This window comes from Streptomyces cellostaticus, from assembly GCF_001513965.1.
Classification (GTDB): domain Bacteria; phylum Actinomycetota; class Actinomycetes; order Streptomycetales; family Streptomycetaceae; genus Streptomyces; species Streptomyces cellostaticus.
In genome coordinates, this window is record NZ_KQ948043.1 from 40,704 (window position 1) to 63,735 (window position 23,032).

The following is a 23,032-nucleotide window of genomic DNA, read 5'->3' on the forward strand; positions in this document are numbered from 1 at the left end:
CTCACGGGAAGGGGTGGGGGTGGAGGGGCAGTTCGTCGTGGCGCGGTGGCCGGGCGGTACGGCCCAGCCGGTGGGGCACCTCCAGCAGCCGGTCCAGTCCCGCGGTGCGGCGGTTGACGTGCCCGAAGGTCATCGGAAGCGTGCCGGGGACGATCACCTTGGCGCAGTGCAGCCCCAGCCGGTCCCCTACACCCGGCTCGTCCTGCGTGACCGCGATGACCTCCAGGCCCTCGGCGGCCAGCCGCTCCACGGTCCGCTCCAGCAGCAGCGTCAGGTCGGCCACCGGCTCGGGCGCCCCCGGCCACCGCTCGTACCACGGCGTCTCCGCGGAACCGGTGAACAGGAAATCCAGCCGGGGCTGCGCCTCCGGCAGGGTGTTGAGGCCGACGTGGTCGTCGAGGTCCAGCACCAGCTCGGGGCGGTCCAGCATCGGACGCAGCCGCTCCGGGTCCCGGGGACCGCCCGGGGCCGAACGGCGGGCGGCTTCCTGGACGTTGGTGACCACCTCGGTCACCGCCGAGCGGATCGCCACCCGGGGATCATGGTGGGCGCCGGCGGCCAGGAACGTGCGGGGCGCGTCGGGATGCGCGCCCTCGTAGCGGCAGAGCGAGATCACCGCCGGCACACCCAGGTCGTTGGTGGCGTCCAGCAGGATCAGGCGGTAGCGCAGCAGCGCGGCACGGTCGGCCAGGGCGGCGACCTCCGGGTCGTCGACGGGGACGGCGACCCGGGGCAGCGGGGTGCGCGCGTACCAGGCCATCAGGAAGGCATCGCGTTCGGCGACCTCGAACAGCCCGTACAGCGCGGCCTCTTGGGGGCTGTTGCCCAGTCCGCAGCCGTTCGAGGACTCGTACACCACCCGCGGCCGGTCCGGCCCCGGTACGTCCCAGTACGCCACGTGCTCGGGTACCGCCAGCGCGCAGCGCTCGGTGAGCGACCATCCGTACACCCAGTCGAGTGCGAGGTCCGGGGAGTACGGGACGGTCCGGCGGGCGGGGTGGCCGTCGAGCTCGGGATCCGGCAGGCCGAGCCGGACGGGGTCGAGTACGGCGTGCTCGCCCGCGGCGACGAGGTCGGCGTACGAGGCGCGGAGCACGGTGCGGCGGCCGGTGGGCCGCATCCCGGCGAAACGCTCCACGCTCTCGAAGAGGGCGACGCGTTCGCTGGACCGGAAGTCGCCCGACCGGCCGTAACCGCCGTCGTCGAGGGAGCGGCCGTCCGTCACCCAGGCGGTGGTCAGCGCGAACGCGGAGTCCTCGGTCCGGAAGAGCCGACGCACCGGACCGAACCGCTCGTCGTGCAACTCGGCCCGCAAGTGGGCATGCGTCGTACGGGCGTTGGGGCCGCGCAGCACTGACGGATCGGGCAGCGGCCGGGGCTCGGCCGACAACCGGGCGCCGGCGGGCGAGTCGTCCGGCAGCGGCCGGCAGACCGGGCAGCCGCCGACCGGCCGGATGCGGTGGGTGGACCAGGTGTACCGGTCGCCCTGGAGGATGTGGACGACGGCCCGCCTGTCGACCGCGAGCGGGTCGGAGGCGTCGGGGTCGGAGGCGTCGGGGTCGGATGTGAGCGGGTCGGCTGCGGGCGAGGCGTTCCGGCCGGCCGCGGGTGGCATCGGTTCAGGCGGCTCGCCCCTCAGCAGGTCTGCCGCGAGCCGGAGCGCCGCCTCGGCCAGCGGCGGGGTTCCGGTGCCGCCGAGCGCCAGCCGCGGGCTCTGCCACGGCACCCGGCCGCCCGCGGTGGCCAGCCGCTGGTACTCAGCACAGGCGAGGCAGGCCCGCGCCTCGGGGTGGAGTACGGGCCCGATCACGGTCAACGCCCCGTCCTCGCGCACCGGCACGAACCGCACCGGATGGGCCAGGGCGTGCCGGCTGAGCCGCTCGGCCAGTCCGAGGTCCCACGCGGTCAGCTGCACGACGGCGGTGCCCCCGACGGTCGCGAGCGCCGCCGCCGGATCGAGGACAGGGACAGGGACGGGGAGGGGGAGGGCGTAAGGGTCGGCGGTGCTCATCGGGGGCCTCCCGATCCGGTCAGGACCGTGAATCCGGATGCGCGCAGGGCGCGGGCGAGGGGGTGGTGGCCGGTGCCCCGCCAGGGTCTGGGGCGCATGCCGGTCAGGCGGTGCAGGGCGGCGCGCAGGGCCGGTTCCCGGGCGGCGATCGAGGCCAGCCAGGCGTCGGTCCAGCCCTCGTCCGCCCAGCCGGCCGGCTCGACGCCGGCCGCGGCGAGCGGGGCCACGGCGCCGCTGAGAGTGGTGTGCCGCGCCCCGTCCGGCGCGTGCTCCGCCGCCATCGCGCGCGTGACCGCGTCGAGGGCGGCGAGGGCCACGGCGTCGGATGCGGTGGCCTCGACGGCGCGGCTCACCGTGTGGGGGGAGGCGCCGGTAACGGTCGGGGTCGACCGGACCCGGATGACGGCGGAATGGGCTTCTTCGGAGCCGAGTTGCCGGACCGTCAGATCGGCTGACCGGCCCATGCGTTCGGTCAGCACGGTCCACCAGTGGCGGGCCTGAGGGTGCGAGCGCCAGACGTCGTCACCGATGCCGTCGGCGCAGGCGCCGGCACCGACCCGATCCGCCTCTGACGCGGTGGAAGCGGCTTCCAGGCCGATGCGGTCGAGGACCGCGCGGCGCAGTGCCCGGCCGCGGGCGTGGTCGGGGCTCGCTCCGACAACCGGGGCCGACGGGCCGTCGGCGAGGGCCAGTTCGGCGGCTCGGCAGGCCGCTTCAAGCCGGGCCAGGTCCGCCCGTACCGCGCCGGCGACCAGCAGACCCGCCGGGGTCCGGCAGGACGCGAGCGACGCGGGCAGTTGCGGCAGGTCCCCGGGCAGTGGCGCGTCGAGCACGCCGAGACGCGGGTCGCTCAGGGCCGTGACCCGGCGCAGGGCCTCCCCGAGGTCCGGCGCGGGCGGGGCATCCGGCCCCCACCGGGCGGCGCGCGGGACCGCGGCCCACGGGTGGTACGTCGACTCCGGAGGCTCGGCCCCGGCGATCAGCACGGCCGCATGCCCGGCCGCCGCTGTGCCGGAGGCGTCCTCCTGCGCGGCGGGGTCCGGAAGGTCGGCGACGGCCGCGAGCAGCCGCCCGGCCGCGGCACCGGCGAGCAGCGCGACATGCGTACGGGACGGTGTCCCGGCAGCGGCAGCCGTTTGCGACGGCGCCCCGGCACCGACAGGCATCTCGGACGGCGCCGTGGCCGGCGTCGCCGACCGCGACTGCGCGATGACGGGACCGCTCGGTGCCCACGGTGGTGTGCCGCTGCCGAGGCGGGTGGCGATCGCGGCGGCGTCGGAGCGGGCGCGGTCCGGGGGCCCTGGCGCGGTGACGAAGCCGCCGTCGGCGTCGCAGGAAACGGCCAGCGCCACGGCCCCGGACGGCGCGTCGGCCGTGATCACGGCCCGGTCGCCGGGCAGCCGGGCGTCGGTGGCGACCCGCGGGCTCGCGCCCGCGCGGCGGAGCGCCCGTACGAGGCTCATGGCGAGCGGGCCCTCGGGATCCGGTGCGGCGACGACCGGTCGCGCGCTCCGGATCGCTTCGACCGCCTCGGCCGGGTGGGCGGCCGACGAACCCGGCCAGGGCGGGAGTTCGACACCGTCCGGGTGCTCGACCAGCAGATCGTGCTCGCGCAGTCGTGCCGTGAGCGTGGCCAGCGCGACTTCCACCCGCGGGTCGGCCTGGTCGTTCTCGGCGGCCTGCGCCTGCGCCTGCGCCTGCGCCTGCGCCTGCGCCTGGGCACCGGCCCCTGCTCCGGCCTTGGCTTCCCCGGCGTCTGCCGGAATCCCTACGCCGGCCTGGGCTGCGGCGTCGGCCTGAACCCGGGCGTTGGCCGGGGCCCCGGCACCGGCCTGCGTGTTGCCGTCCGCCCGCGCCCCGGCACCGGCCTGTGCGCCGCCGGCGCCCCGCACCGCGCGGTCCGGAGCGAGCCGGTCCGAGAGCAGCTGCCACAGGGCCGGCAGCGCGCGGCTGCCCTCCAGCGTGACGCCGGCGCCGCGGCCGCGCAGGTGCAGACCCGTGAGCAGCGGAGTGACGGCCACACCGGGCCGCAGCCGGAGCCGCGGCTCCGGCCGCGACGCCGACACGACGGGGGCTTTGGGCGCCGGCGGAACGGGCTCCCGGCCCGGTGCGGGGCCCGCGGGCTCCGGGGCCGTGCCCGCTGCGGCGGCGGGGGCGTTGGTCATGACGAGCCCTCCACCGCCGCGATCACTTCGTCGATGCGGCCCTGCCAGGTGTGCCCGGTGAGCTCCGGCACCGTGCGCACGACCAGGTCCGCGGCGAGGTACCGCTCCACCGGCCGTACGTCGCAGATCGCGAACAGCCGGTAGAGCGCGTTCGTACAGGCCCGGTAGACCAGGTAGTCGGGCCGGCTCCACATCGCCCCCTGCGGGTCCGAGCGACGCAGCCGGCGGTGGAACTCGCTGTAGCGGGTGCGGACGTCCTGGTTCCAGCGCTCGGCCACCGTCTGGTCGCCGAGCGCCGCCGCCCGGTTGCGGTACTCGAAGGGGACGCCGGCGAAGTCCGCGCCCGCAGCGAACCGCTCCTCCGCGATGCGCCAGGCCTCGGCGGACCAGTCGGCCCAGGCGCGTTCCCAGCCGGCCGCCCCGCCGTTCGTGATCCGTCCGACCAGGGCGGCGACGGCCGGCCCCGTGGCCTTCCACCGGCGTTCGAAGGCCGCCCGCAGGCGCCCGTCCGGATCCTCGTACACCAGGAAGTCCTCGAGGTGCGAGACGAACGAGTAGTGGCCGCCGATCAGCCCCTCCGGGTGCGCCGCGGCGTGCGCGGCCAGCGCTGCGACCGCGAGCTGCACGCGGGCGGCGGGCGCGTCGCCGTGCCCGCCCAGGAACGCGCACCCGGTGTCGAGCGCCGGCAGGCCCAGCGCCAGCAGGTCGTCGCGGAGCCGTACCCCGTCGGGCCCGATCAGGGCGCACAGGGACGACTGGTCCACCGGCTCGACGCGGACCGTGCCATCCGGTACGAGTGGGCAGTACGGCGGGGCGATCAGCTCGGCGCGGCCGGCCACCGCGGCCTGGGCGAGAAGTTCCTCCTCGGTGACGCGGGCGGCCGAGGGGTGCTCGGCCGCCCAGGTCCGCAGCGCGGCCGCGCTGCGCTCGGCCGCCGCGGCCGCCCGGTCGGGTGCGCCGCGCAGCCGGAGCCGTACGTGCGGGCCGTACAGCCAGTGACGCTCGACGTGCGCAGTCAGGCCAACGGCTGCGGCCCGGCGGGCCAACGGCAACACCGCCTCGCGCAGCAGCGGGGCCTTGTCCTCGCGGTAGTCGTACAGGACGACGTCGAGGGCCGCGGCGGAGCCGGGCATGGCCGCGGGGGCGGGGCCGGCGTTCATCGGGTGCCTCCTCGGCGGGGTACGGGCGGGGCGGCGGAGCCGGGCGCGGCCCGGTCGGCCGTACGGGGGCGCGCCGGCCGGTACGTCTCGACGACGGACTCGACGGCACGGGCGGGCTGGTCCCGGCCGCCGAAGGCCGGCAGGGCCTCCTCCAGGACGACGCCCTGGGGATGGCGTGCCAGCCAGTTGCCCAGGCAGCGCAGGTGCAGGGCATTGCCCAGGTCGAGCGCCTGCGGCTTGGGCGCCCGCAGCCGCGCGACGAAGTCGTCGACCGCGCGCCCGGCCGGGGGCCGCGGAACCGGGTGAAGGAAGAGCTGTTCCGGCAGGTCGAGCAGGGCCCGCCAGCGGGCCACCGCGGCGGCCGGCACCTGCCGCTCCTCCGCGGCGAGGTCGGCGCGCAGCGCGTCGAGCACGCCCGGGCCGAGGTGCCAGCGGCGCCGGGCCAGCACCAGGTGGCGGTGGCGCAGTCGCGGTGTACGGATCATCTGACCGCCCGGCGCCGTCATGGCGTGCCGGGGCAACAGCGGACGGAAGTCCACCACCCCCGTGGGATGGTCGTTGAGGAACGGCCCGAGCCGCTGCGGCAGCATGATCGGGGCCAGGAAGCCCAGGTAGAGCACGTCCAGCAGGTCGCCGGTCGCTCGTACGCGGAACCGCAGTCGGTCGGTGGCCGGGTCGTGGACGAGATCGAGGTCGGCCTCGGCGAGGGCGGTCCGGCCGCGGTCGGGCCCGATCTCCTCGGCGAGCAACAGCGGGTGGAGGTTGGCGTTGAACCCGCCCACCGGCCGGACTTGGGCCGCCCGCTCGCCCGCGCCGAGGCCGCGCCGGACGCGCTCGCCGACCGTGGCCACGGCGCTCGCCGGCAAAGCGTCGAGGAAGCGGCTGGTGAACCGGCCCCAGCCGCCGTAGACGTGATTGACGCACAACAGCCCGTTGTCGTGGTCGCGTTGGACGAAGTGGGAGTAGCTGAGCGGCCGGGCGGCCGTCCAGTCGGGCAGGCGGGCGGCCAGGGCGCGGACGGGGCCGGCCGGCAGGACGATCTCGGGAGCCGTGTCACCGGCCGCTCCTGCCGCCTTCCACGAAAGCGCGGCGAACTCCTCGCGAAGGTGGGCGAGTTCGACCAGTCCAGCCGGCAGTTCGGGGTCGTCGGACGGCCGGCCCACGAGGCGCCCGGATTCCTCCCAGGCGGCGGCGGTGTCGGCGCCGAAGTCCCACGGGTCGCGGCAGGCGCCGCCCTCCCCGTAGCGGGCGACGAAGCGGTCCCGGGCGACCTGGCTCATCACGTGTCCGAGGTCGAACAGCTCGGCCAGGGAGGTGAGTTCGGTGAGCGCGGCATGGTCGGCGGGGGTGAACGGGTCATACCCGGCGGGCCGGTCCTCGTAGGGCAGTCCCGTGGCCCGCTCGCCCGCACCCGGTGAGGCCGGCGGGCGGCGTGGGGCCAGGGAAACGGGGGCGACCGCGTCCTCGCTGAGGGCCGTCAGCGGGGCCGCGTCCGGCGGGACGGGTCGGCCGGTGTCGGCGAGCAGCTCGTGCCAACTGTCGGCCAGGGCGGCGAGCAGGGCGGGACGCTCGATGGCGGGGGTGGCCGCGAACCGCCGTGTGTCGTCGGCGAGTCGGGTGATCCGGTCCGCCAGGCCGGCGTCCGCGGGCCACTGGCGCAGCCAGTCGGCGAGCGCGAGGAGCGGGGCGGGGTGCTGCGGGTCGACGGGCTCCGCGGGCACGAGCAGCCCCGCATCGGCGAGCCGGTCCACGAAGTCCGCGACGGCGGCGTCGTCCGCCGTGCGGCCCAGGTCAGCCGCGAGCCGGGCGGTCAGCGTGCCGAGGACGAGCGGGCCGCCGGCGAGGGCGGCGGCCAGCGTGTCCAGCGCCGGGCGGGCGGCCACCTCGACCTCGTCCTCGCGGCTGACCAGGTACCGGCCGCCGGCGAACAGCGCCTCGGCGCGGGCGAAGCGGGCCCGCCCGTCAGCCACCCGTGCGGTGCTCGTCATGCGGTGGGGGAGGGCGCGGCGGCGGCGCGGCTCGTCGAGCAGGGCCGCGGTGAGCGCGGCGACGAGCGTGCGGTTCTCCTTGACGACCGAGGTCAGCGGGGCGGTGGACCCGGGCTCGGGCTCCGGCGCGGAGGTGGCCGTGGCAGCCGCGCCGACGGCTGGCCCGGCCGCCCACCCAACGGCGGTGAACCACGACAGCGGACTGGTCTTCGTGCTCGCCCGCAGGGCGTGCCGCAGGACCGAGGCCTCCTCTTTGCGCGCCCGCCGACCAGCCTCGCCCCGGCCGGCCCTGCTGACCGCCCGCAGCAGGTCGGCGCTGGTCAGGGCGATGGCCCGGGCGAAGGCGGGGGAGCGACAGAGGTCGGCGAGCGCGGCGCGCTCGGCGGCCAGGGCGGGCGGGACGGCCGCGCCGAGCTCGTCGAGCAGCCGGGCGCGCAGCTCGCGCAGGGCGAGCCAGTCGGCGAGCCGCGGCACCCGGTCGGGAAGGGCGCCGAGTCGGCCCAGGAGGGCGGGGCGGGGCTCGCGGCCGTTGTGCAGGGCGCGGCGGAGCGGGAGGACCACCTGGCGGTGGAACTCCTCATCGTGACCGGCGCGCGCGGCGAAGAGGTCGTCGGACAGGGCGGCCCGCAGGGCGGCGTCCTGGGCGGCCAGGGCGGTGAGCCGGGCGAGCAGAGCCCGCACCTCGGTGGCGGGGGCGGTCTCGGCGGGGTACGGGAGCACGGTCGTACGGACGAGGGCGTACGGCGCGCTCCGTTCGTACGGGTCCGCCGGGTCGTAGGGGCCTGCCGGGTCGGCCTGGTCGCACAGGTCCGCCGGGTCGTGTGTCGCGGTCTGGCCGGACGGGTCGGCCCGGTCGGGCGGAGGCACGCGCGCCGGGGCTGTCGGCGGGGCGATGTGCGGCATGACGGGGCTCCCGGCGTACGGCTCGGAGGGCGGGCGGGATCGGCGGAAAGGGCGTGCATGCGCGGACCACTTCAGCGGACCGGGCGGGCATGCGGGCCGAGCACAATCGGCGGACCGCGTCGGGATCGGCAGGGTGGGCACGGGGGGTACGGCCGGCCGGGCAGGACTGGACGAGCCGGCCGGCCGCACGGGAGCCCTGGCTCACCGAGCCTGGCAGGATGCGAGGCCGAGGGCGGACCAGTAGGGCAGGTCGGGCAACCCGGGCTGGGCGCACGAGGAGGAGCCGCACGAGCACGAGCTCGCTCCGCCTAGGCGCCCGTCTCGGGTAGCGCGACGGTGTCCCTCAGAGCGGTGACGGTCAGTCGCCGAGGTCGAGGTCCTCGAGGGCGAGGAGGTCCTCGCGGTGGTCGGACATGTGGAGCCTTTCTGGTGGGAAGGGCGGTGTTCGTGGCGGGCGCGGCGTCAGAGGACGACGGGCGTGGTGACCTGCGGCTGCGCACACGACGACGAGCCCTGGCACGAGCAGGAGCCCCACGAGGCGCCGTTCTCGGGCAGTGCGGCGGTGTCGCGCAGCGAGGTCACGGTCAGGTCGGTGAGGTCCAGGTCCGTGTCCAGGGCGAGGTCCTGGAGCTCCAGGGCGTCCTGCTGGTTCGGGGTACGGGACATGACGAACTCCTTCAGAGGAAGGTGGAAATCGGAACGCGCCGATGGGATGGCGGCGCGGACATGCCGAAAGACGGGCATGTAAGGATTCCGCTCGAAGCTGGAAAAAAGGTCCGAACGGTCGTTCGTCGTACAGCAGCGAGTCTGGGTCCCGGGACAGGCCGACAGCAAGGCCAATCTGTACATTGGCCTGTTGTTTTCATCCGGTTCAGTGCGTCTTGGCGCATCGCGGCGCGGTGGTGCAGCTCCAGTTGGACTGATGAACAGTGAAGACAGCGTGGAGTTGTGTGCCCTTTGTGAGGCGGATCTTCCCTGATTGCCCACAAGTTGGCCGGAGCCCCGGCAGAGGGACGTCAGGCCTCCGTCAGCGGGGTGTCAGCGCCTCCGGGCGCCCTCGTGCGGGTCCGGTGCCCGGAGGTGACGTACGTCGCATCCATGAGGGATCACTATTGGTCAACTTTCGTTGCGGGGGAGGGGCCCGGAGCCGTCCGGGGCGGCTGCACGGTCGCCCTTGGGCATGGGCGGCCGGCCCGAGGTGACGTACTCGGCGGCCATCCTGAGCCTGCTGATCGTCCGTGGGCTGGTCGCCGTCATCTCCGGGCACATCGGGCGCCGCCGCGCCAAGAGGCATGGCGTAGAGGGCTGTTGGCCTTCCCTGGCAGCCATCATCGTTGGCCGGCTGTGCATCCTGTACGCGGCCCTGGTCAACTTCGTCATCATGGGGCTGATCGCAGCCCTGGCGGTGCTGGTCGACTCGGCGGACTTACCGGCAGACCCTTTCAAGAGCGCTGTCGTCGCGCCCGATCGCCGACGGTAGCTGGAGGGGTCGGCCCGTGCCCCAGACCGGGTGGGCCTGGGGCACGGGGCGCGGGGCCGGGGAGGCGGCTCAGCTGACGCGGTGCGCGCGCCGCATGCGGCGGACGCCGAAGCAGGCGCCGAGCAAGGCGGCGACGGCCGTGGCGGCGGCGCCCGCGGTGACAGCTACCCCGGCGGTCGCCCCGGTCGCCCCGGTTGCCGTGGTCTCCGCGGGTGCGGCGGACGCGTGCGGGGGCGCGGCCGTACCGCCGTAACCGCCTCCCTCGCCCGCCCGGTCGTAGCCGGACCCCGGGAGCTTGCCGCTGTACTTCGCATGTACGAGGCGCTGGTAGGCGGCCAGGGGCACTCCGCCCCTCCCCACGGCGCGCCGCGCGTCGGGGTCGAGCGGCAGCACACGGCCGTTGCGCATCACGTACCAGGCGTCGATCTGCGGTTCCCGGAAGACGGTTCCGAGGCCGTGCGCCTCGCTGACATAGTCGGTCTCGTCACCGCCGGTCGCTATGTTGACGACCTTCCACCCCTTCGCCGTCCGTACGGTCCACACCGAGGCGACCTGGCCGTCCGCGGAGACCGCCTTGCTCGCGACGAACTGCGGGTCGGCAACTGGTGCGCCCGGGCGTCCGGCGACGAACCCCGGGTCGAGGAAGTAGATGGTTGCCGACGGCCCGACCAGGTGCGGCCGGGCCGTGCTCTGCGTGATCGCGCCATCGCGGGCGAAGAAGCGCGAGAGGGTGAGGAGGGTCGCCGGGGTTGACGCCGCCTCGCGCGCCTGAACGGTGTCGGCGGCGGTGAAGGGCGCGGGGAAGTCACCGGCGGCCGCCGCGTGGGCGGTTGCGGGGGCGAGTGCGCCGAGGGCCGCGGTGGCGGCGAGCACGACGACCGCCGCGCTCTTGCGGACGACCTTGCGGCCGGCGGGCGCGTGCCGGTTCGGTGTGCGGCGCTTCGGTGACGCCGGGGTTGGTGACGTGCCGCCCGATGGCGTCTGGGTCGGTGTGGTCTGGGTCGGTGTGGTCTGGATCGGTGACGTGCGGATCGGGGTCATGGGGTCACGCTCCGATCCCGTAGAGCGAGTGGGTCCACGTGAACGAGTTGTTGCTCACGTAGTAGTCGTAATCCCCCCAGTTGTAGCGGTAGTTGGAGGGCCATGGGTCGCCCCAGTAGACTTGGGTGCCCGAGGTGTCGTAGCCGTACAGCACATGCATGTGCCCGCCCCCGGAGCTCCACTGGATGCGCGTCTCGATGGGGCGGTCGGCGTCGATCTCCTTCTGCACGGTGCTGTAGCGCAGATAACCCCTCACGTACGTACCGGGGTTGATGCCCATCCAGTCGAGGGCGTTCTGCACGTCGCCCAACGCCGCCTGCCAGTTGCCGCAGGTGCTGCCCTGGGGCCGGTTGAAAGCGGCGTCGCAGAACTGGTTCTGGGTGTAGTCGCGCCCGAACCAGGACGCGATGGTGTTGCCGCTCGCTGCCCAGCACCAGTTGCTGTTCTGCTGCGCCTGCATGGTGATGTTGAGGCGCTTGGCGGCGGGAACGGCGGGGTGAGCGGCGGCGTGCGGAGCGGAATGCGGAGCTGCGTGAGCGGTGGCCGTTGGCACGAGGGCGGGCGTCAGGACGGCGACGGCCACGAGGACCGCTGATGCCAGCCGTCTACGCCCCTGGGTGCTAGTGGACATGGCGTTCCTCCCGGTCAGGGTGGGGGTGGAGGAGCGCGTCCGGACGCTGCGACAGCAGCATCGATCTCTTGTCGGGTCTCGGTCAACGAAGTTATCCACAGGGCTGGCGGCGAAGTGAACTCCACCCGTACGGTTGTGAACGCCACAGCAGGTACCAGCAGGTGGCAGCGCAAGTGACGCCCCGTTCTCGGACGGGGAAGTGAACGTTCACAGGTAAACAATCAGAGGGGGGTGGGGGGAGGGGAGGGGCCCAATGTCTGCACACAATGCCGATCGCCGTGCCACCCCGCGCCCCGGTGACCCAGCCATCGGCTCGTCCCGCCGCTCCACCCCCGAGGCCGAACTCGCCGAAGCCCTGCGCACCGGCCCGTTCTCCGCCGCGCTCCGGGCTGCGCTTGCCGCACGCGGCCTGGCTCTGCATCGCGTGCAGCACCGGCTCGCCCAGCGCGGCATACGTGTCGGTGTGACCAGCCTCAGCTACTGGCAGCGCGGTGTGCGGCGGCCCGAGCGGCCCGAGTCGCTTCGTGCCGTCGCCGCGCTCGAGGAGGTGCTGGAGCTTCCCCCGCACGCCCTCACCCGCCTGATAGGCCCACGTGCCACGAGCGGCCATCCCGCGGCCCGCCCGTATCGCACCCTCCTCGAACCCGCCGCCGCGGTCGAATCGCTGCTGGCGAGTCTGGCGGCACCGGCGGACGGCGGGCTGCACACCGTGATCCACTACGAGCACGTTCACATCGGTGCCCATCGAGAGCTCGCCGCCCGCGACTCGCAACACGTCGTACGGGCCCACCGCGATGGCGTCGACCGCTATCTCGCCATCTATCACGGCGACCCGGGCTGCGACACGGAACGGGTACGGGTATGCAGTCTCGGCAACTGCCGGGTCGGGCGGATCCGCCGTCACGGCGCTTCGGGGGTGATTGTTGTCGAGCTGCTCTTCGACGGGCGGTTAAGAGTCGGGGAGACCGCCGTCCTGGGGTACCGCTTCGAGGACGGAACCGGCGCGCCCAGCCATGAGTACGTTCGTGGCTTCACCTACGGCGGCGGGCAGTATGTCCTCCAGGTCGGCTTCGACCGCGCTGTCCTGCCCGTCCACTGCCGTCGCTTCGCCCGTCCCTCGGCGACCGCCCCTCGCGAGGCGGTCGCCGATCTGACACTGAACGCTCACGGCTCGGTCCACCTCCTGGAGCAGCAGATACGGCCGGGTGTCCTCGGCATCACATGGGAGTGGGACTGACACCGTGTCCTATGTGGTGAGTTCGAGCAGACGTGGCGGTGGCGAGCAGTTCCGTGCTGCCGGGGTCCGCGTGGCTGTTCGACGAGCCAGACTCCGGCCCGGGACCGGGCGGATCATGCCGGAATCGCGGGGTCTGGCACGTACTCCCCCACTGCCTTAAGGGCGTGGGGGGACCCCCAGCGGCGTTGTCGTCGGTTGCCGACTCCCTCACGCTCGGCTGCGCTCGCGCGGGGGCACCCTCCATGCCCCCGCTCACCAGTGTGCTGATGAGGCACCGTTGCCTGGAGCCGGCCTGATCCGCCGGACAGGCCCTAGCCGGGTGGCCAGGCGACCACGCTGAGATTCGCCGCATCGGGATCCACGTCCAGGCACCGCAACGTGAGCTGCTTGCCACGCTCCCGAGGTGTCCAGCCATGGTGAAGCAACGCCTGACGGATGGCAGCCGCGACCAATCCCGGTGCGATCACCACTCCGTGCTCGACCCACGTCACCATGCGCTGCCCGTCCGCTTCTCCGTGCACGACGACGATGGCCAGACCGGGCTCGTCGTTGGGCGCGACCACCCAGCGATAGCTGTCCCCGTCCACAACAATCATCCGCGTGCCCTTTTTCGCTATGCTCATGCAGCGCAGGCTTTCACAGCCCGTACGGTTGGAAATACTTATTTCCCGCTCCATGTCGAGCCCAGCCACCCCACCACGTGCGGAACTCGCCTGCCCGCCGGAAGCCTGCCCCTGTCCGGCGAGGACGAGGTGTACCCGCGGGCGCATCCAAGCCGCCATCGCCCTCCATCTGGCCTGATCAAACGGGGTTGGAAAAGGCTCACCGAATGTGCGGCTGCTCCCGGAACGGCAGAGCCGAACTCCGTTCCTTCAAACCGTTTGTCGCGGACGATCGGGGGCCGTTAGCGTAGTGCCTCCGGGATATGAGTGCCCGGCAGCGAGAGAAGGTATGAGCGACGTTGGGTAAACCCCAGGACGGCACAGGTACGGTCACGGGATTCGTCTTCGTGCACGACGGATCCTCCGGCATCCCGCAGACGGCCTCGGCCGGTACGCGCGTGCGGCAGCCGTCCCTCGAACCGCCCTACCTCGTGGTCGGCCACTCGCCGGCCGACGTCCTGGTGTCCCGCTGGCCCGGTCGGCTGTTCCGGGCCGAGGTGGTACCGCCGACGACTGACGAGGAACGCGCCGCGACGGTACGCATCGCCCGGAGCATGCGGCCCGAGGCGGGCTACACCTGCGCATTCGCCGTCGACCTGGTGGAGGAGATCTCTCCGTCGGTCCTGTTCGGGCCACATGGCGGCGCGGTGACCCGCGTCCTCGCGGCCGGGCTCGCGCTCGATGAGGACGTCGCCCGCTCCCTCGCGTCCGCCCGCCCCACGGCGGCGAACGACGCGTTCGGCAGGGCGTGGGACCAGTGGATCGCCGGTCAACCGAAGGCCGCCGGGTACCGAGGACGTGATCACCGCTCGACCGTGGCGATCGTGGCGCGCGGCGCTCCGGTGTCGCCGATCGGCCGTGGGTTCACCGCCCTGTGCGGCGTGGTCGACGACAGCGCCCTCCTCCGCGGGGGCAAGGGGGCGTTCACCCGCAACGAGCGCGGTGAGAAGGTACTGACCGAGCCGTGGCGGACAGCCGGCCGAGCGCTGCTCGACGCAGCCATGGCATTCGGCGCACCGCACCTGGTGGACGGCGCTGCCTCGACCGTCCTGACGGCAGCCTGGCACGCGGCCTTCGGTCCTGCGAAACCGGATGCCCCCGGTGCCGCCGAGCCGGTTCGCCCGCTCTGACGGGGCTTCGGCGACCATCAGCGGTGCACGGCAGGCGAGTTCGGGGCACCCCAGGCCGGGCGCACAGTCCGAGGCACAGCAGCCGCTGCCGGGTGCGGTGCACGTGCCGTTCGGGTCGAGACGCTGGGCCCGCGCTCTGCTCTGGCCGCGCCCGCCACGTACGACAGCACTCCCTCACAGGCCGGCAGGCGACCGGATGGCTTCGACGGCGGGAGACGGTGTCACGGCGCGCCGGACGAGACCCAGATCCGGATGGTGCCGCCGGGATCGATGTGGCTGGAGCTGCTCGGCTCCTGTCTGACGACCTCGCCGCTCGGCCAGACCCTGTCCGGAACGCGGTGCTCCTCCAGCTTGAAATGCCCGATGTCCGCGCAGGTGCGGGCGTTCGCCACGGTCATGTACTGGAGTGACGGCGCTTCGGGTTGTTCATCGGTCGCGCTGTCGCAGCCGGAGAGCTCGCCAACGGCCCTGGGGTCACCGCCGGTGGAGATCCAGACCTTGACGGTGCCGCCGACGGCGATGTCCTCCGTTCCCGGCTCCTGGCGCGCCACCTGGCCGGCCGGTATGAGCCGGTCCTGGACCTTCCCGGCCTCCTCCAGCTTGAGATGGGCGATGTCCGCGCAGATCCGGGCGGTGTCCGGGGTTCTGCCCTTGAGCCAGGGAGTGGTGACCTTGCCGTGGTGCTCCTCGACCTCGCAGTCGGCAAGGTCGCCCTTGGCCCTGGGATCACCGCCCGTCGACACCCAGATGGTGATGGTGCTGCCCCGCTCGACAGACTGGGAGATCTCCGGTTCCTGCCGCGTGACGGTGTCCTTGTTGTACTTGGCCCCCATGGTGGTCTTCTGGTCGATCTTCAGTCCGGCGATCTCCGCACAGGTCCGCGCCTCCGCGGGCGACATACCCGTGAACGAGGGCGGGTTGAAGCCGCCGCCCCAGGAGGCCGTCGGATCGCACGAGAGGTACGGTCCGGTCGCCCGAGGATCCGGGGTGTGGGAGAGGTCCGGGAACAGGTACCGTGCGCCGAACACGCTCGCGGTCATCAGGAGCGCGCCGACGGGAACCAAGGTCCAGGCGAGGATCCTGGCGTTGCGCAGAGTCCGCCGGTGAGCCTGCTGCCTGCTCGAGACGGAACGCATGGTCGTGGCGATGGCGTCGGCCGCGCCGGGGGCCGCGGCAGCGGTACGGATCATGAACGTCTCGGCTGCACCGGCGTCGACTGTGACGTCCTCGGTCGTGACCGTGGGGGCGGAGTGCAGCGAGTGGGTGGGTGCTTCGCCCGCGGCGACCCGGCGGACGTCATCGGCCATGGCGCGGGCGCTTGGGTAGCGTCCGGCGGGATCCTTGCTGAGGGCGCGGGCTACGACGGCGTCGACGGCCGATGGCAGCGACGGGTTGATCGAGGACGGCACCGGCGGCGGCTGCTGGACGTGCTGGTAGAGCACGCTCATCGTCGACTCGCCGTCGAACGGCGTTGTCCCGGTGGCCAGTTCGAAAAGCATGCAGCCGACCGAGTAGAGGTCGGAGCGGGCGTCGGCGGGCTTGCCCTGCGCCTGCTCGGGCGAGAGGTACTGGGGCGTGCCGAGCACGGTGCCGGTCCGGGTCATCGCGGTGGCGTCCGACTGCAGCGCACGGGCGATGCCGAAGTCCATCACCTTGACCGCGCCGTCGTCCGTCGTCATCACGTTGGCGGGCTTGATGTCCCGGTGGATCAGCCCCTGCCGGTGGCTGCACTCCAGGGCGTCCAGCACGGCCGAGGTCACAGCCAGCGCGCGGTCCAGCGGGACCGTGCCACCGGCAGGGTCCGCGGCCCGTTCCCGGATGAACTCGCGCACCGATCGGCCCTGTACGTACTCCATGACGATGTACAGCACGACGCCGTCGGGCCCGGTGTCCTCGCCGCTGTCGTGCACGGCCACGATATTGGTGTGGTTGAGCGCCGCGACCGCCTGGGCCTCACGGCGGAAGCGCTCGCGGAAGGAGGGGTCACGGGCCAGGTCCGCGTGCAGTGTCTTCACCGCGACGGTGCGTCCCAGCACCGTGTCGTGGGCGCGGTACACGGACGCCATGCCGCCCTCGCCGAGAGGTGCCTGCAGGATGTAACGGCCTTGCCCGACCGAGCGGATCGGCCCCACCGCGTGCAAGTTCTCGGTCTCCTCGACGTCCATCGTCCCCGCCTTTTCCCCCAGCTGCCGCCTCGGCGCAAGGCCCCCACCGTGTGAACGTCGACTTCGGTGGCGCCCCGCCGGCCGAGTGTGGCGATCGCAGCCCCTGGTGACGAGCCTTCACCGATCGTCACCCGTGCTGTCCCAGCCGCGCGGCGAGCATCGTGTGCATGACAGGTGACCGTACCGCGACGGTGTAGCCGAGTCGAATCCGTCTACCCTCTGCCGACGTTCGCGTGCGTGTCCCACGGCCGGTCGCCCGGTACGTCATCAGGTGAAGCCTGAAGCCTGAAGCCCATGCATGGCGACGTCGACGTTTCGGGCTCAGTGGTTCTCCCCTGCCGAGCCCGGAACACGGGCCGTCGCCACATTGCGGAGGCGTAAGGCTTCACGCTGGTGCGCCATGTGACGCCCGGTGGACTGCTGCGTCGCCTGGGTGGGCGGACGGAGGAGGCGCGCACCGGAATCAACGCGGTCTCCGAGGCCGCCTTCGACCTCCTGCGGCGCTCCGGCAGTCGGCGGCAGCTGGTCGCGATGACCTCCGTCGGCGCATGGACACTGATGGTCGAGCCCAACGGACACGGCGGGGTCACCGACGCCACGGCTCTCAAGGTGTCCGCGGGCACACGCAGTGGGTCTCCCACTACTCGGACGTCCAAGGCGGCGCCGGCCTCGTCTGGGCGGACGACGGCACCACGCGGCTCTGGTTCGACCCGGCTCTCCCCGAAGAGCGCTCCGGAACCCACCCGGACGAGCTGCTTCCGGTCATGCACGCCATCGGGTTCAGCCTCGGAACGGAGCCCACCGGCCTCGACCTCTCGATGGAGGCCGCCTTCGCCCTGGCCGAGTACCTGACCGGCGTACGGCTGCACCCGGACCTCCTCCGGAACACGACCTTCACCTGCGGCAGCATCGATATCCCCGTCGGCGGACTGTACGCATGGCCGGGCTGCGCCGCGTCCTTGCGCTCCGTCCGGTCAGAGCCCTTTTTCTCTTTGCCGGATGGGGAGGGTTTCGGGGTGCCGGCAACAAGTCCCCGTCCCGGGCGCCGCCGGGCAGGCTTCCATCAAGTGCGTGAACCGACCCACCCGCACGCCCCGCTGCAACCGCCCGCCCCCTGTGGTCGTCTTGTGCGCTGACTGTGTACGAAGTAGGGATGTGGGGGGACGTTGTGACGCGGAACGTGACAAAGGCCGGTCTCGTGGTGGTGGCCATGGCGACGGTGCTCGGGGCCTCGGCCTGCGGCGGGGAAGCCGGCGCGGCGGCCGCAGGGAGCGGCGGGAAGCTCCCCGCGCACGGGAAGGGGGTGTCCGTGGCGCCCTCCGGGGACGGGGCGTCGTCCGGCTCGGCGTCGACGTCTGGCGGCACTGTGGCGAATTTCTCCGGGACCGCACAGACCGCGGCGTCGTCCATCACCCGGCACGTGCCGTGGAACCTGGACATTCTTGACCAGCGGTCGCGGCCGCTGAATGGGACGTTCACCACCACCGCCACAGGCAAAGGCGTTCACGTCTACGTGATCGACACCGGGATGGACATCGCCCACAAGGAGTTCGGCGGACGCGCCCACCTCGGCGCCGACTTCGTGGGCCCGAAGGACTCCGGTGACTGCTTCAGCGAGGAGGGGCTCGGTCACGGCACGTTCGTCGCGGGCATCATCGGCGGGGCGAGGTACGGGGTGGCGCCCAAGGCGGAGCTCGTCAGGGTCCAAGGCATCCTGTGCGAGAGCGAGGGCGGTGGCTCCCCGGCGGCGGCCGAGGCGGCCTTGGTGAAGTCGGTCAAGTGGGTCACCGCGCACGCGCAGAAGCCTGCGGTGGTGAACATGTCGCTCAATTTCGACCACCGGTCGGCGGCCCTGGAGTCCGCCGTGAAGAAGATGGTCGACGCGGGGATTCCGACGGTGGTGTCGGCCGGCAACTTCCATGACGACGCCTGCAAGCATTCCCCGGCCGGCGTCCCCGGCACGATCGTCGTGGCGGCCTCCACCTCGAACGACCGGCCGTGGAGCGACGGCGGCTCCTACGGATCGGACTACGGACGGTGCGTGGACCTGTACGCCCCGGGCCAGAAGGTGACCGCCGCCCTCGCCGGCGGCGGTACGACCACGGAGGACGACGGCGCGACGTCCTGGGCTGCGCCGCATGCGACCGGCGTGATCGCGCTGTATCTGTCGGCACACCCCCACGCCACCGCCAACGAGGTCCACGTCTGGCTCGACCACACGGCCACCCCCGGTGTCGTGCACGGCGTCCGCTCCGACACTCCCAACCGGCTGCTCAACACCGGCGGTCTGTGACCTGCTCCCGCCGCCCCGGTCGCATGGTCACCCAAGCGCCGCACCTCACCGCAATGGCGGGCGCAAGTCGCGCGGCCACCGTGCCCACACCCTGCTGACCCGGTCGTCGCCGGGACGGCCGCCGCCCAGGCTCTGGACGCGTTCGCCGCCTCTGAACTGGGCGGGCCGCTACCGGCGATCGTGCGGACCTGGCAGGCAGCCTGGAGCGAGTTCTCCGCCCCGAACCCGGTGGCGGCCGCGTTCACGGAGCGGTTGCCCTCCGGGGCGACCGAGGATCGTATCGATGTGCTGTATGGAGCCGCGGTCGGCCCGCGAGGCGGCTTGGGCGGCAAGGTGGTGGCGACGCCGTACTTCACCGCCCTGCCGCTTACAGATGAGGCTGGCATGGACCGAACGCGGGAGTGAGTTCCGCTGCAACGTGTAGCGGGTGACGTGCCGCTCGCTCACGGCTTCGCGGCCCTGCGCGGAAACAAACCCGCACCTGCCCGACGTTGTCGATCTCCGAGCCGGAGACAGGACGGCAGGTGTCCTGGACGGGGCGGCGTGCGAGTGACCATGCGGCCTCGATGGGGGTGCGGTGGATGGCGGTGCGTTCGGCCGTAGCGAGTGTGCGCCGGCCATGCGGGAGACGTGGTCGCCGACCCGGAGGAAAAAGCCGCCGTGCTCTTGGGGCAGAGCCGTGTCCCACCTCTTCCGCCTCACGGACCACGTCCCGCATTCTTCCTGCGCGACGGGTGTATGTCAGGCGCGGCCAGGTGTCGAAGGCCCACCGGTATGCCTGTGTCAGGTCGTGCTGCCAACTGTCCGACGACGCGCTCGCCCGCGGGGCGAGTGCGCCGCGCTGGGCAAGGTGCAGGACACGTGACCAGGTGGCGGCATCCGTGGAGAGAAAGCCGAGCCACGCCTGGAGGGAGGGAGCCCACAGGGCGCCGACGTGTGGTGGAGGACTTCTCCAGGAACTGCCGGGGCCAGCCGTGAAGGGAGAGCCGGTCAGGAGAAGCGCGGAGGTGCCCGTGTCGGCGTTCTCCGCACGGCGGGTGGCATGCACTGCTGCGCTGTGCATCCGTCCGTTCGTCACGTCGTGGTGGGCCGCCAGCGGAGCAGAGCCTCCGAGGTGGAGGCGACGGGCATCGACGATCCGGGACCCGTTGGACGCGTCGTCATGTACGTGTGATGGTCGATCTGTTTCCTATGACCTCGCACGTGGAGTGCGTGGCCATCCAAGAGGCCGCGGGCCGCCGGACGGTCAACTCCTCGCGGACCGCCCGCTCGCGGCGCTCGTCGGGATATTCGCGTCGGGACGGCAAAGGTCGAGCAGCATCCCGTTTCGTAGCGTCCCTGAAGCCAAGACAGCGGCCGCTGTGCAAGAGTGTTGACACGCGGACCATCCGATGGCGGTTTGCCGCGACCGCATGGTTGGGCAGGGTGGCAAGTAGAGACTGATCCCGATGCTCTTGGCCAGGGTGATGGACAGGCCGGCGAGTTCGGGGCTGCACAGGCTGACGGCTCCCGCGCGGGCCAAGTCGGACACGACGGGGGCTCGTTGGTGGGGAGTTGGCGCAAGCAGAAGCCGAAGGTCACGTCGACCAGCGTCAGTGGCGTTGGATCGCTTGGCCGGAGCGGGCCTGGAAGTCGGCCCGGCCCAGTTCGCGCTTGACGTGTTTGCAATCTTGCTCGGTCCGGCCGCGCAGCCCGTACGGTGTGCGGACTTCCCCCCCCGTCTCGGTCGTGAGCGGGGAGTTCGGCTCGACCGCCACCACGCAGGGTGGGAGGCGGCTGGTGGGGCACGGTGTGCGGCGACGCCCCGCCGTCGTGGGGCGGGGTCGCCGGCGCGGGCATCGGCAGGTCGATCCGCCGGTCGTTGACCGGCTCGTGGTCCCACGGGGACCGGGACACAATGCATTGCTGCGCATGGCAGACAAGAAGATCACCGAAAGCAGGACGGCCAGTCTTCAAGAGGGCCTGGAGCAGAGAACAGGAAGCCGCTGATTCATGGTTGCCCACCGGTCGGCTGAAGGGCCGCACCCTCACCCTGTCTCAAGGAGCCAAGATTCGGAACACCATCTACCGATCAGGGCAAACGACCGCAGGTCGACCGGACGCGGTGGGCGTGTGACCGGCCGGCGGGCGCCCGCGGTGCTGCCCCCGTCGCTGCGCGTGCGGCTCGGGCTGATTGCGGCTCTCGCCGCGCTGGTGGTCGTCGTGCTCGGGGTTCTGTACGCCGGCCACGACAAGCCCGGCAGGGTGGACAGGTGGATCATCCCGCCGACGGCGGACAGTGTTCGGCCGCCGTGGCGGCACGTCGCTCTGGCCTTGGACTTCTTGGGGGAGCCCGCCGGATCGACGATGCTGGTGGTGGCCATCGTGACGGGCTGCCTGCTGCTTCGGCGTCCTCGCGCGGCGGCGCTCTTCGTCGCCGGCGTCGCCATGGCCGTGGGGACGGCGACACTGCTCAAGCATCTGGTGGGACGCACCATCCACGGCGCCGGCAACCTGTCCTATCCGAGCGGGCACACCGCCTTCTTCACCGCACTCGCCCTCATCGTGGCGCTGCTCGCGACCGGCCGGCTCGGCCTCGGCAGGACGGCCGGCACGTCACTCGTGCTCGCCGCGGCGCTCGTGGCCGGCGCCGCGATGGGATGGGCGCAGGTCGCCCTGGGCGCGCACTATCCGACCGACGTCCTCGGCGGCTGGTGCACCGCGCTGGCGGTGATACCGGCGACCGCGTGGCTGGTCGACCGGATGGCTGACCAGCTGGCCGATCGGACGGCCGACGCCGGTCGGCGGGAGCATCGCTGACGTCACGTCACGTCATGCCAAGCGGCGGAATACGGGCTTCACCGGTCGTCCGCCCAGCCAGGGCGTGGGGTCGGCGGCGTCCAGCGCCTTCCGGTACACCGCACATGCCTGGGCCACCACGTCGACGGTGTGATCGATGTCGGCGTCGCTGAGCGCGCTGCTCACCACGAACGACGGGGCCAGCACCCCGCCCGCGAGGAGCCGGCGCAGGAACAGGGTGCGGTACTGCTGTGACGGCTGCCCGTTCTCGTCGAGGGTGGCGAAGACCAGGTTGCTGGCCCGGCCCCGGACGACGATGTGCTCGGCGACGCCCATGCCGGCCGCGGCGTCGCGGACACCGGCGGCCAACCGCTCGCCGAGGGCGTGGAGCCGCGCGGTGACGCCCTCTTCGGCGTAGATGGTCTGCACGGCCATCGCGGCGGCCAGCGAGTGCGTTTCGGCACCGTGCGTGGTGGACAGCAGGAACACCCGCTCGCCGGAGTGACGCAGCCCGCCCTGCTCCATCAGCTCGCGGCGCCCGGCCAGCGCGGAGACGGCGAATCCGTTGCCCAGCGCCTTGCCGAACGTGGAGAGGTCGGGGACGACGCCGTACAGGCCCTGGGCGCCCGCCTCGGACCAGCGGAAGCCGGTGATCATCTCATCGAAGATCAGTACGCAGCCGTGCCGGTCGGCCAGCTCGCGCAGGCCGGCGAGGTATCCGGGCGGCGGCTCGGTGTGGGTGGCGGGTTCGAGGATCAGGCAGGCGACCTCGTCCTGGTACCGGGTGAGCAGCTCCTCCGTGGCACCCAGGTCCCCGTAAGGGAACGCCACGGTGAGCTCGTTGGTCGCCGCCGGAACACCGGCGGACATGGGCGTGGTGCCGATGAACCAGTCGTCGACGGAGAAGAACGGATGGTCGGCGCAGAGGGCCACCCGCGGGCGCCCGGTGGCGGCGCGGGCGAGGCGTACCGCGGCGGTGGTGGCGTCGGAGCCGTTCTTCGCGAACTTCACCATCTCGGCGGTCGGCACCGTGGCCAGGAAGCGTTCCGCGGCGTCGACCTCCACGACGGACGGCCGGACGAAGTTGCTGCCGCGGTCGATTTCCCGCCGCACCGCCTCGGTCACGCGTGGGTGGGCGTGGCCGAGACTGACCGACCGCAGGCCGGAGCCGTACTCGACGTAGCGGTTGCCGTCGACGTCCCACACGTGGGCGCCGCGGCCGTGGCTGATGACCGGGGCCAGGTTCTCGGGGTACTGGTCGTCGCCCTTGGCGTAGGTGTGCGCGCCACCGGGGATCATCGAGTGCAGCTGCTCGTTCGCCGCCTGCGACCTGGGCAGGAGGAACTCCGCGGTCTCTTCGGTGTGTTCGGTGTGTTCGGTGGTCAACC

General features: G+C 72.8%; 16 protein-coding genes and 1 pseudogene. 7 read left to right on the forward strand and 10 right to left on the reverse strand.

The annotated features are described in order from the left end of the window. Position 1: 1 nt before the first annotated feature. From AQI88_RS35520 to AQI88_RS35540, 5 genes are all read right to left on the reverse strand, one after another. Positions 2 to 2,011 (reverse strand): TOMM precursor leader peptide-binding protein, encoded by a 2,010-nt coding sequence (locus AQI88_RS35520; protein ID WP_067007685.1) that lies wholly within the window; start codon positions 2,009 to 2,011, stop codon positions 2 to 4. Beyond that, positions 2,008 to 4,176 (reverse strand): hypothetical protein, encoded by a 2,169-nt coding sequence (locus tag AQI88_RS35525; protein WP_067007687.1) that lies wholly within the window; start codon positions 4,174 to 4,176, stop codon positions 2,008 to 2,010. Before AQI88_RS35525 ends, AQI88_RS35520 begins: the two co-directional genes overlap by 4 nt. After that, a complete protein-coding gene (locus tag AQI88_RS35530; RefSeq protein WP_067007690.1) occupies positions 4,173 to 5,336 on the reverse strand; it encodes a lantibiotic dehydratase C-terminal domain-containing protein in 1,164 nt (387 codons plus the stop codon). Before AQI88_RS35530 ends, AQI88_RS35525 begins: the two co-directional genes overlap by 4 nt. After that, a complete protein-coding gene (locus tag AQI88_RS35535) occupies positions 5,333 to 8,227 on the reverse strand; it encodes a lantibiotic dehydratase (protein WP_067007693.1) in 2,895 nt (964 codons plus the stop codon). Before AQI88_RS35535 ends, AQI88_RS35530 begins: the two co-directional genes overlap by 4 nt. A gap of 462 nt (positions 8,228 to 8,689) precedes the next feature. Continuing rightward, complete coding sequence (locus tag AQI88_RS35540) at positions 8,690 to 8,893, reverse strand: thiazolylpeptide-type bacteriocin (RefSeq protein WP_067007696.1); 204 nt, start codon at positions 8,891 to 8,893, stop codon at positions 8,690 to 8,692. Between the two features lie 514 nt (positions 8,894 to 9,407). Here AQI88_RS35540 and AQI88_RS35545 point away from each other — a divergent pair. After that, positions 9,408 to 9,707, forward strand: a complete 300-nt coding sequence (locus AQI88_RS35545; RefSeq protein WP_067007699.1) for a hypothetical protein — start codon at positions 9,408 to 9,410, stop codon at positions 9,705 to 9,707. A 69-nt stretch (positions 9,708 to 9,776) separates the two neighbouring features. Here AQI88_RS35545 and AQI88_RS35550 read toward each other — a convergent pair whose 3' ends face one another. Together AQI88_RS35550 and AQI88_RS35555 are read right to left on the reverse strand one after the other, a co-directional pair. Beyond that, a complete protein-coding gene (locus AQI88_RS35550; protein WP_244184472.1) occupies positions 9,777 to 10,748 on the reverse strand; it encodes a hypothetical protein in 972 nt (323 codons plus the stop codon). Positions 10,749 to 10,752: 4 nt separating this feature from the next. After that, the gene (locus tag AQI88_RS35555) at positions 10,753 to 11,379 is read right to left on the reverse strand and encodes a papain-like cysteine protease family protein (RefSeq protein WP_067007703.1); all 627 of its coding nucleotides are present in this window, start codon (positions 11,377 to 11,379) and stop codon (positions 10,753 to 10,755) included. Positions 11,380 to 11,632: 253 nt separating this feature from the next. Here AQI88_RS35555 and AQI88_RS35560 point away from each other — a divergent pair, with 253 nt between their 5' ends. Further along, the gene (locus AQI88_RS35560) at positions 11,633 to 12,616 is read left to right on the forward strand and encodes a hypothetical protein (RefSeq protein ID WP_079058011.1); all 984 of its coding nucleotides are present in this window, start codon (positions 11,633 to 11,635) and stop codon (positions 12,614 to 12,616) included. A 311-nt stretch (positions 12,617 to 12,927) separates the two neighbouring features. Here the strand turns inward: AQI88_RS35560 and AQI88_RS35565 are convergent, their stop codons facing one another. Further along, the gene (locus AQI88_RS35565) at positions 12,928 to 13,239 is read right to left on the reverse strand and encodes a hypothetical protein (protein WP_159050472.1); all 312 of its coding nucleotides are present in this window, start codon (positions 13,237 to 13,239) and stop codon (positions 12,928 to 12,930) included. 338 nt (positions 13,240 to 13,577) lie between these two features. Between AQI88_RS35565 and AQI88_RS35570 the strand changes: the two genes are divergently transcribed. Then, positions 13,578 to 14,408: a hypothetical protein gene (locus AQI88_RS35570; RefSeq protein WP_067007710.1), complete on the forward strand. Its 831-nt coding sequence runs from the start codon at positions 13,578 to 13,580 to the stop codon at positions 14,406 to 14,408. Between the two features lie 221 nt (positions 14,409 to 14,629). On the opposite strand, the gene pknB is transcribed toward AQI88_RS35570, so the two are convergent. After that, the gene (pknB, locus tag AQI88_RS35575; RefSeq protein WP_067007712.1) at positions 14,630 to 16,573 is read right to left on the reverse strand and encodes a Stk1 family PASTA domain-containing Ser/Thr kinase; all 1,944 of its coding nucleotides are present in this window, start codon (positions 16,571 to 16,573) and stop codon (positions 14,630 to 14,632) included. 393 nt (positions 16,574 to 16,966) lie between these two features. Here pknB and AQI88_RS48655 point away from each other — a divergent pair. From AQI88_RS48655 to AQI88_RS35590, 4 genes and pseudogenes are all read left to right on the forward strand, one after another. Further along, a pseudogene (locus AQI88_RS48655) lies at positions 16,967 to 17,161 on the forward strand (DUF6461 domain-containing protein); the annotation flags it as partial. Further along, positions 17,122 to 17,709, forward strand: a complete 588-nt coding sequence (locus AQI88_RS48660) for a DUF6461 domain-containing protein (RefSeq protein WP_067007716.1) — start codon at positions 17,122 to 17,124, stop codon at positions 17,707 to 17,709. The pseudogene AQI88_RS48655 and the gene AQI88_RS48660, both read left to right, overlap by 40 nt. Before the next feature lie 44 nt (positions 17,710 to 17,753). Beyond that, complete coding sequence (locus AQI88_RS35585; protein ID WP_244184473.1) at positions 17,754 to 18,866, forward strand: S8 family peptidase; 1,113 nt, start codon at positions 17,754 to 17,756, stop codon at positions 18,864 to 18,866. A 2,112-nt stretch (positions 18,867 to 20,978) separates the two neighbouring features. After that, entirely contained in the window at positions 20,979 to 21,665 is a 687-nt protein-coding gene (locus AQI88_RS35590; protein WP_067007722.1) for a phosphatase PAP2 family protein, read from the forward strand. Positions 21,666 to 21,677: 12 nt separating this feature from the next. Here the strand turns inward: AQI88_RS35590 and AQI88_RS35595 are convergent, their stop codons facing one another. After that, on the reverse strand, positions 21,678 to 23,030 hold the full coding sequence (locus tag AQI88_RS35595) for a glutamate-1-semialdehyde 2,1-aminomutase (protein WP_079058013.1): 1,353 nt from the start codon (positions 23,028 to 23,030) through the stop codon (positions 21,678 to 21,680). Positions 23,031 to 23,032 lie beyond the last annotated feature (2 nt).

Excerpts from the sequence above, each read along its gene's own strand:
- AQI88_RS35550 (WP_244184472.1), bottom strand. The coding sequence starts at position 10,748 with ATGACCCCGATCCGCACGTCACCGATCCAGACCACACCGACCCAGACC.
- AQI88_RS35545 (WP_067007699.1), top strand. The coding sequence starts at position 9,408 with ATGGGCGGCCGGCCCGAGGTGACGTACTCGGCGGCCATCCTGAGCCTG.
- AQI88_RS35565 (WP_159050472.1), bottom strand. The coding sequence starts at position 13,239 with ATGAGCATAGCGAAAAAGGGCACGCGGATGATTGTTGTGGACGGGGAC.
- AQI88_RS35555 (WP_067007703.1), bottom strand. The coding sequence starts at position 11,379 with ATGTCCACTAGCACCCAGGGGCGTAGACGGCTGGCATCAGCGGTCCTC.
- AQI88_RS35525 (WP_067007687.1), bottom strand. The coding sequence starts at position 4,176 with ATGACCAACGCCCCCGCCGCCGCAGCGGGCACGGCCCCGGAGCCCGCG.
- AQI88_RS35535 (WP_067007693.1), bottom strand. The coding sequence starts at position 8,227 with ATGCCGCACATCGCCCCGCCGACAGCCCCGGCGCGCGTGCCTCCGCCC.
- AQI88_RS35540 (WP_067007696.1), bottom strand. The coding sequence starts at position 8,893 with ATGTCCCGTACCCCGAACCAGCAGGACGCCCTGGAGCTCCAGGACCTC.
- AQI88_RS48660 (WP_067007716.1), top strand. The coding sequence starts at position 17,122 with ATGGACACTGATGGTCGAGCCCAACGGACACGGCGGGGTCACCGACGC.
- AQI88_RS35560 (WP_079058011.1), top strand. The coding sequence starts at position 11,633 with ATGTCTGCACACAATGCCGATCGCCGTGCCACCCCGCGCCCCGGTGAC.
- AQI88_RS35530 (WP_067007690.1), bottom strand. The coding sequence starts at position 5,336 with ATGAACGCCGGCCCCGCCCCCGCGGCCATGCCCGGCTCCGCCGCGGCC.
- AQI88_RS35520 (WP_067007685.1), bottom strand. The coding sequence starts at position 2,011 with ATGAGCACCGCCGACCCTTACGCCCTCCCCCTCCCCGTCCCTGTCCCT.
- pknB (WP_067007712.1), bottom strand. The coding sequence starts at position 16,573 with ATGGACGTCGAGGAGACCGAGAACTTGCACGCGGTGGGGCCGATCCGC.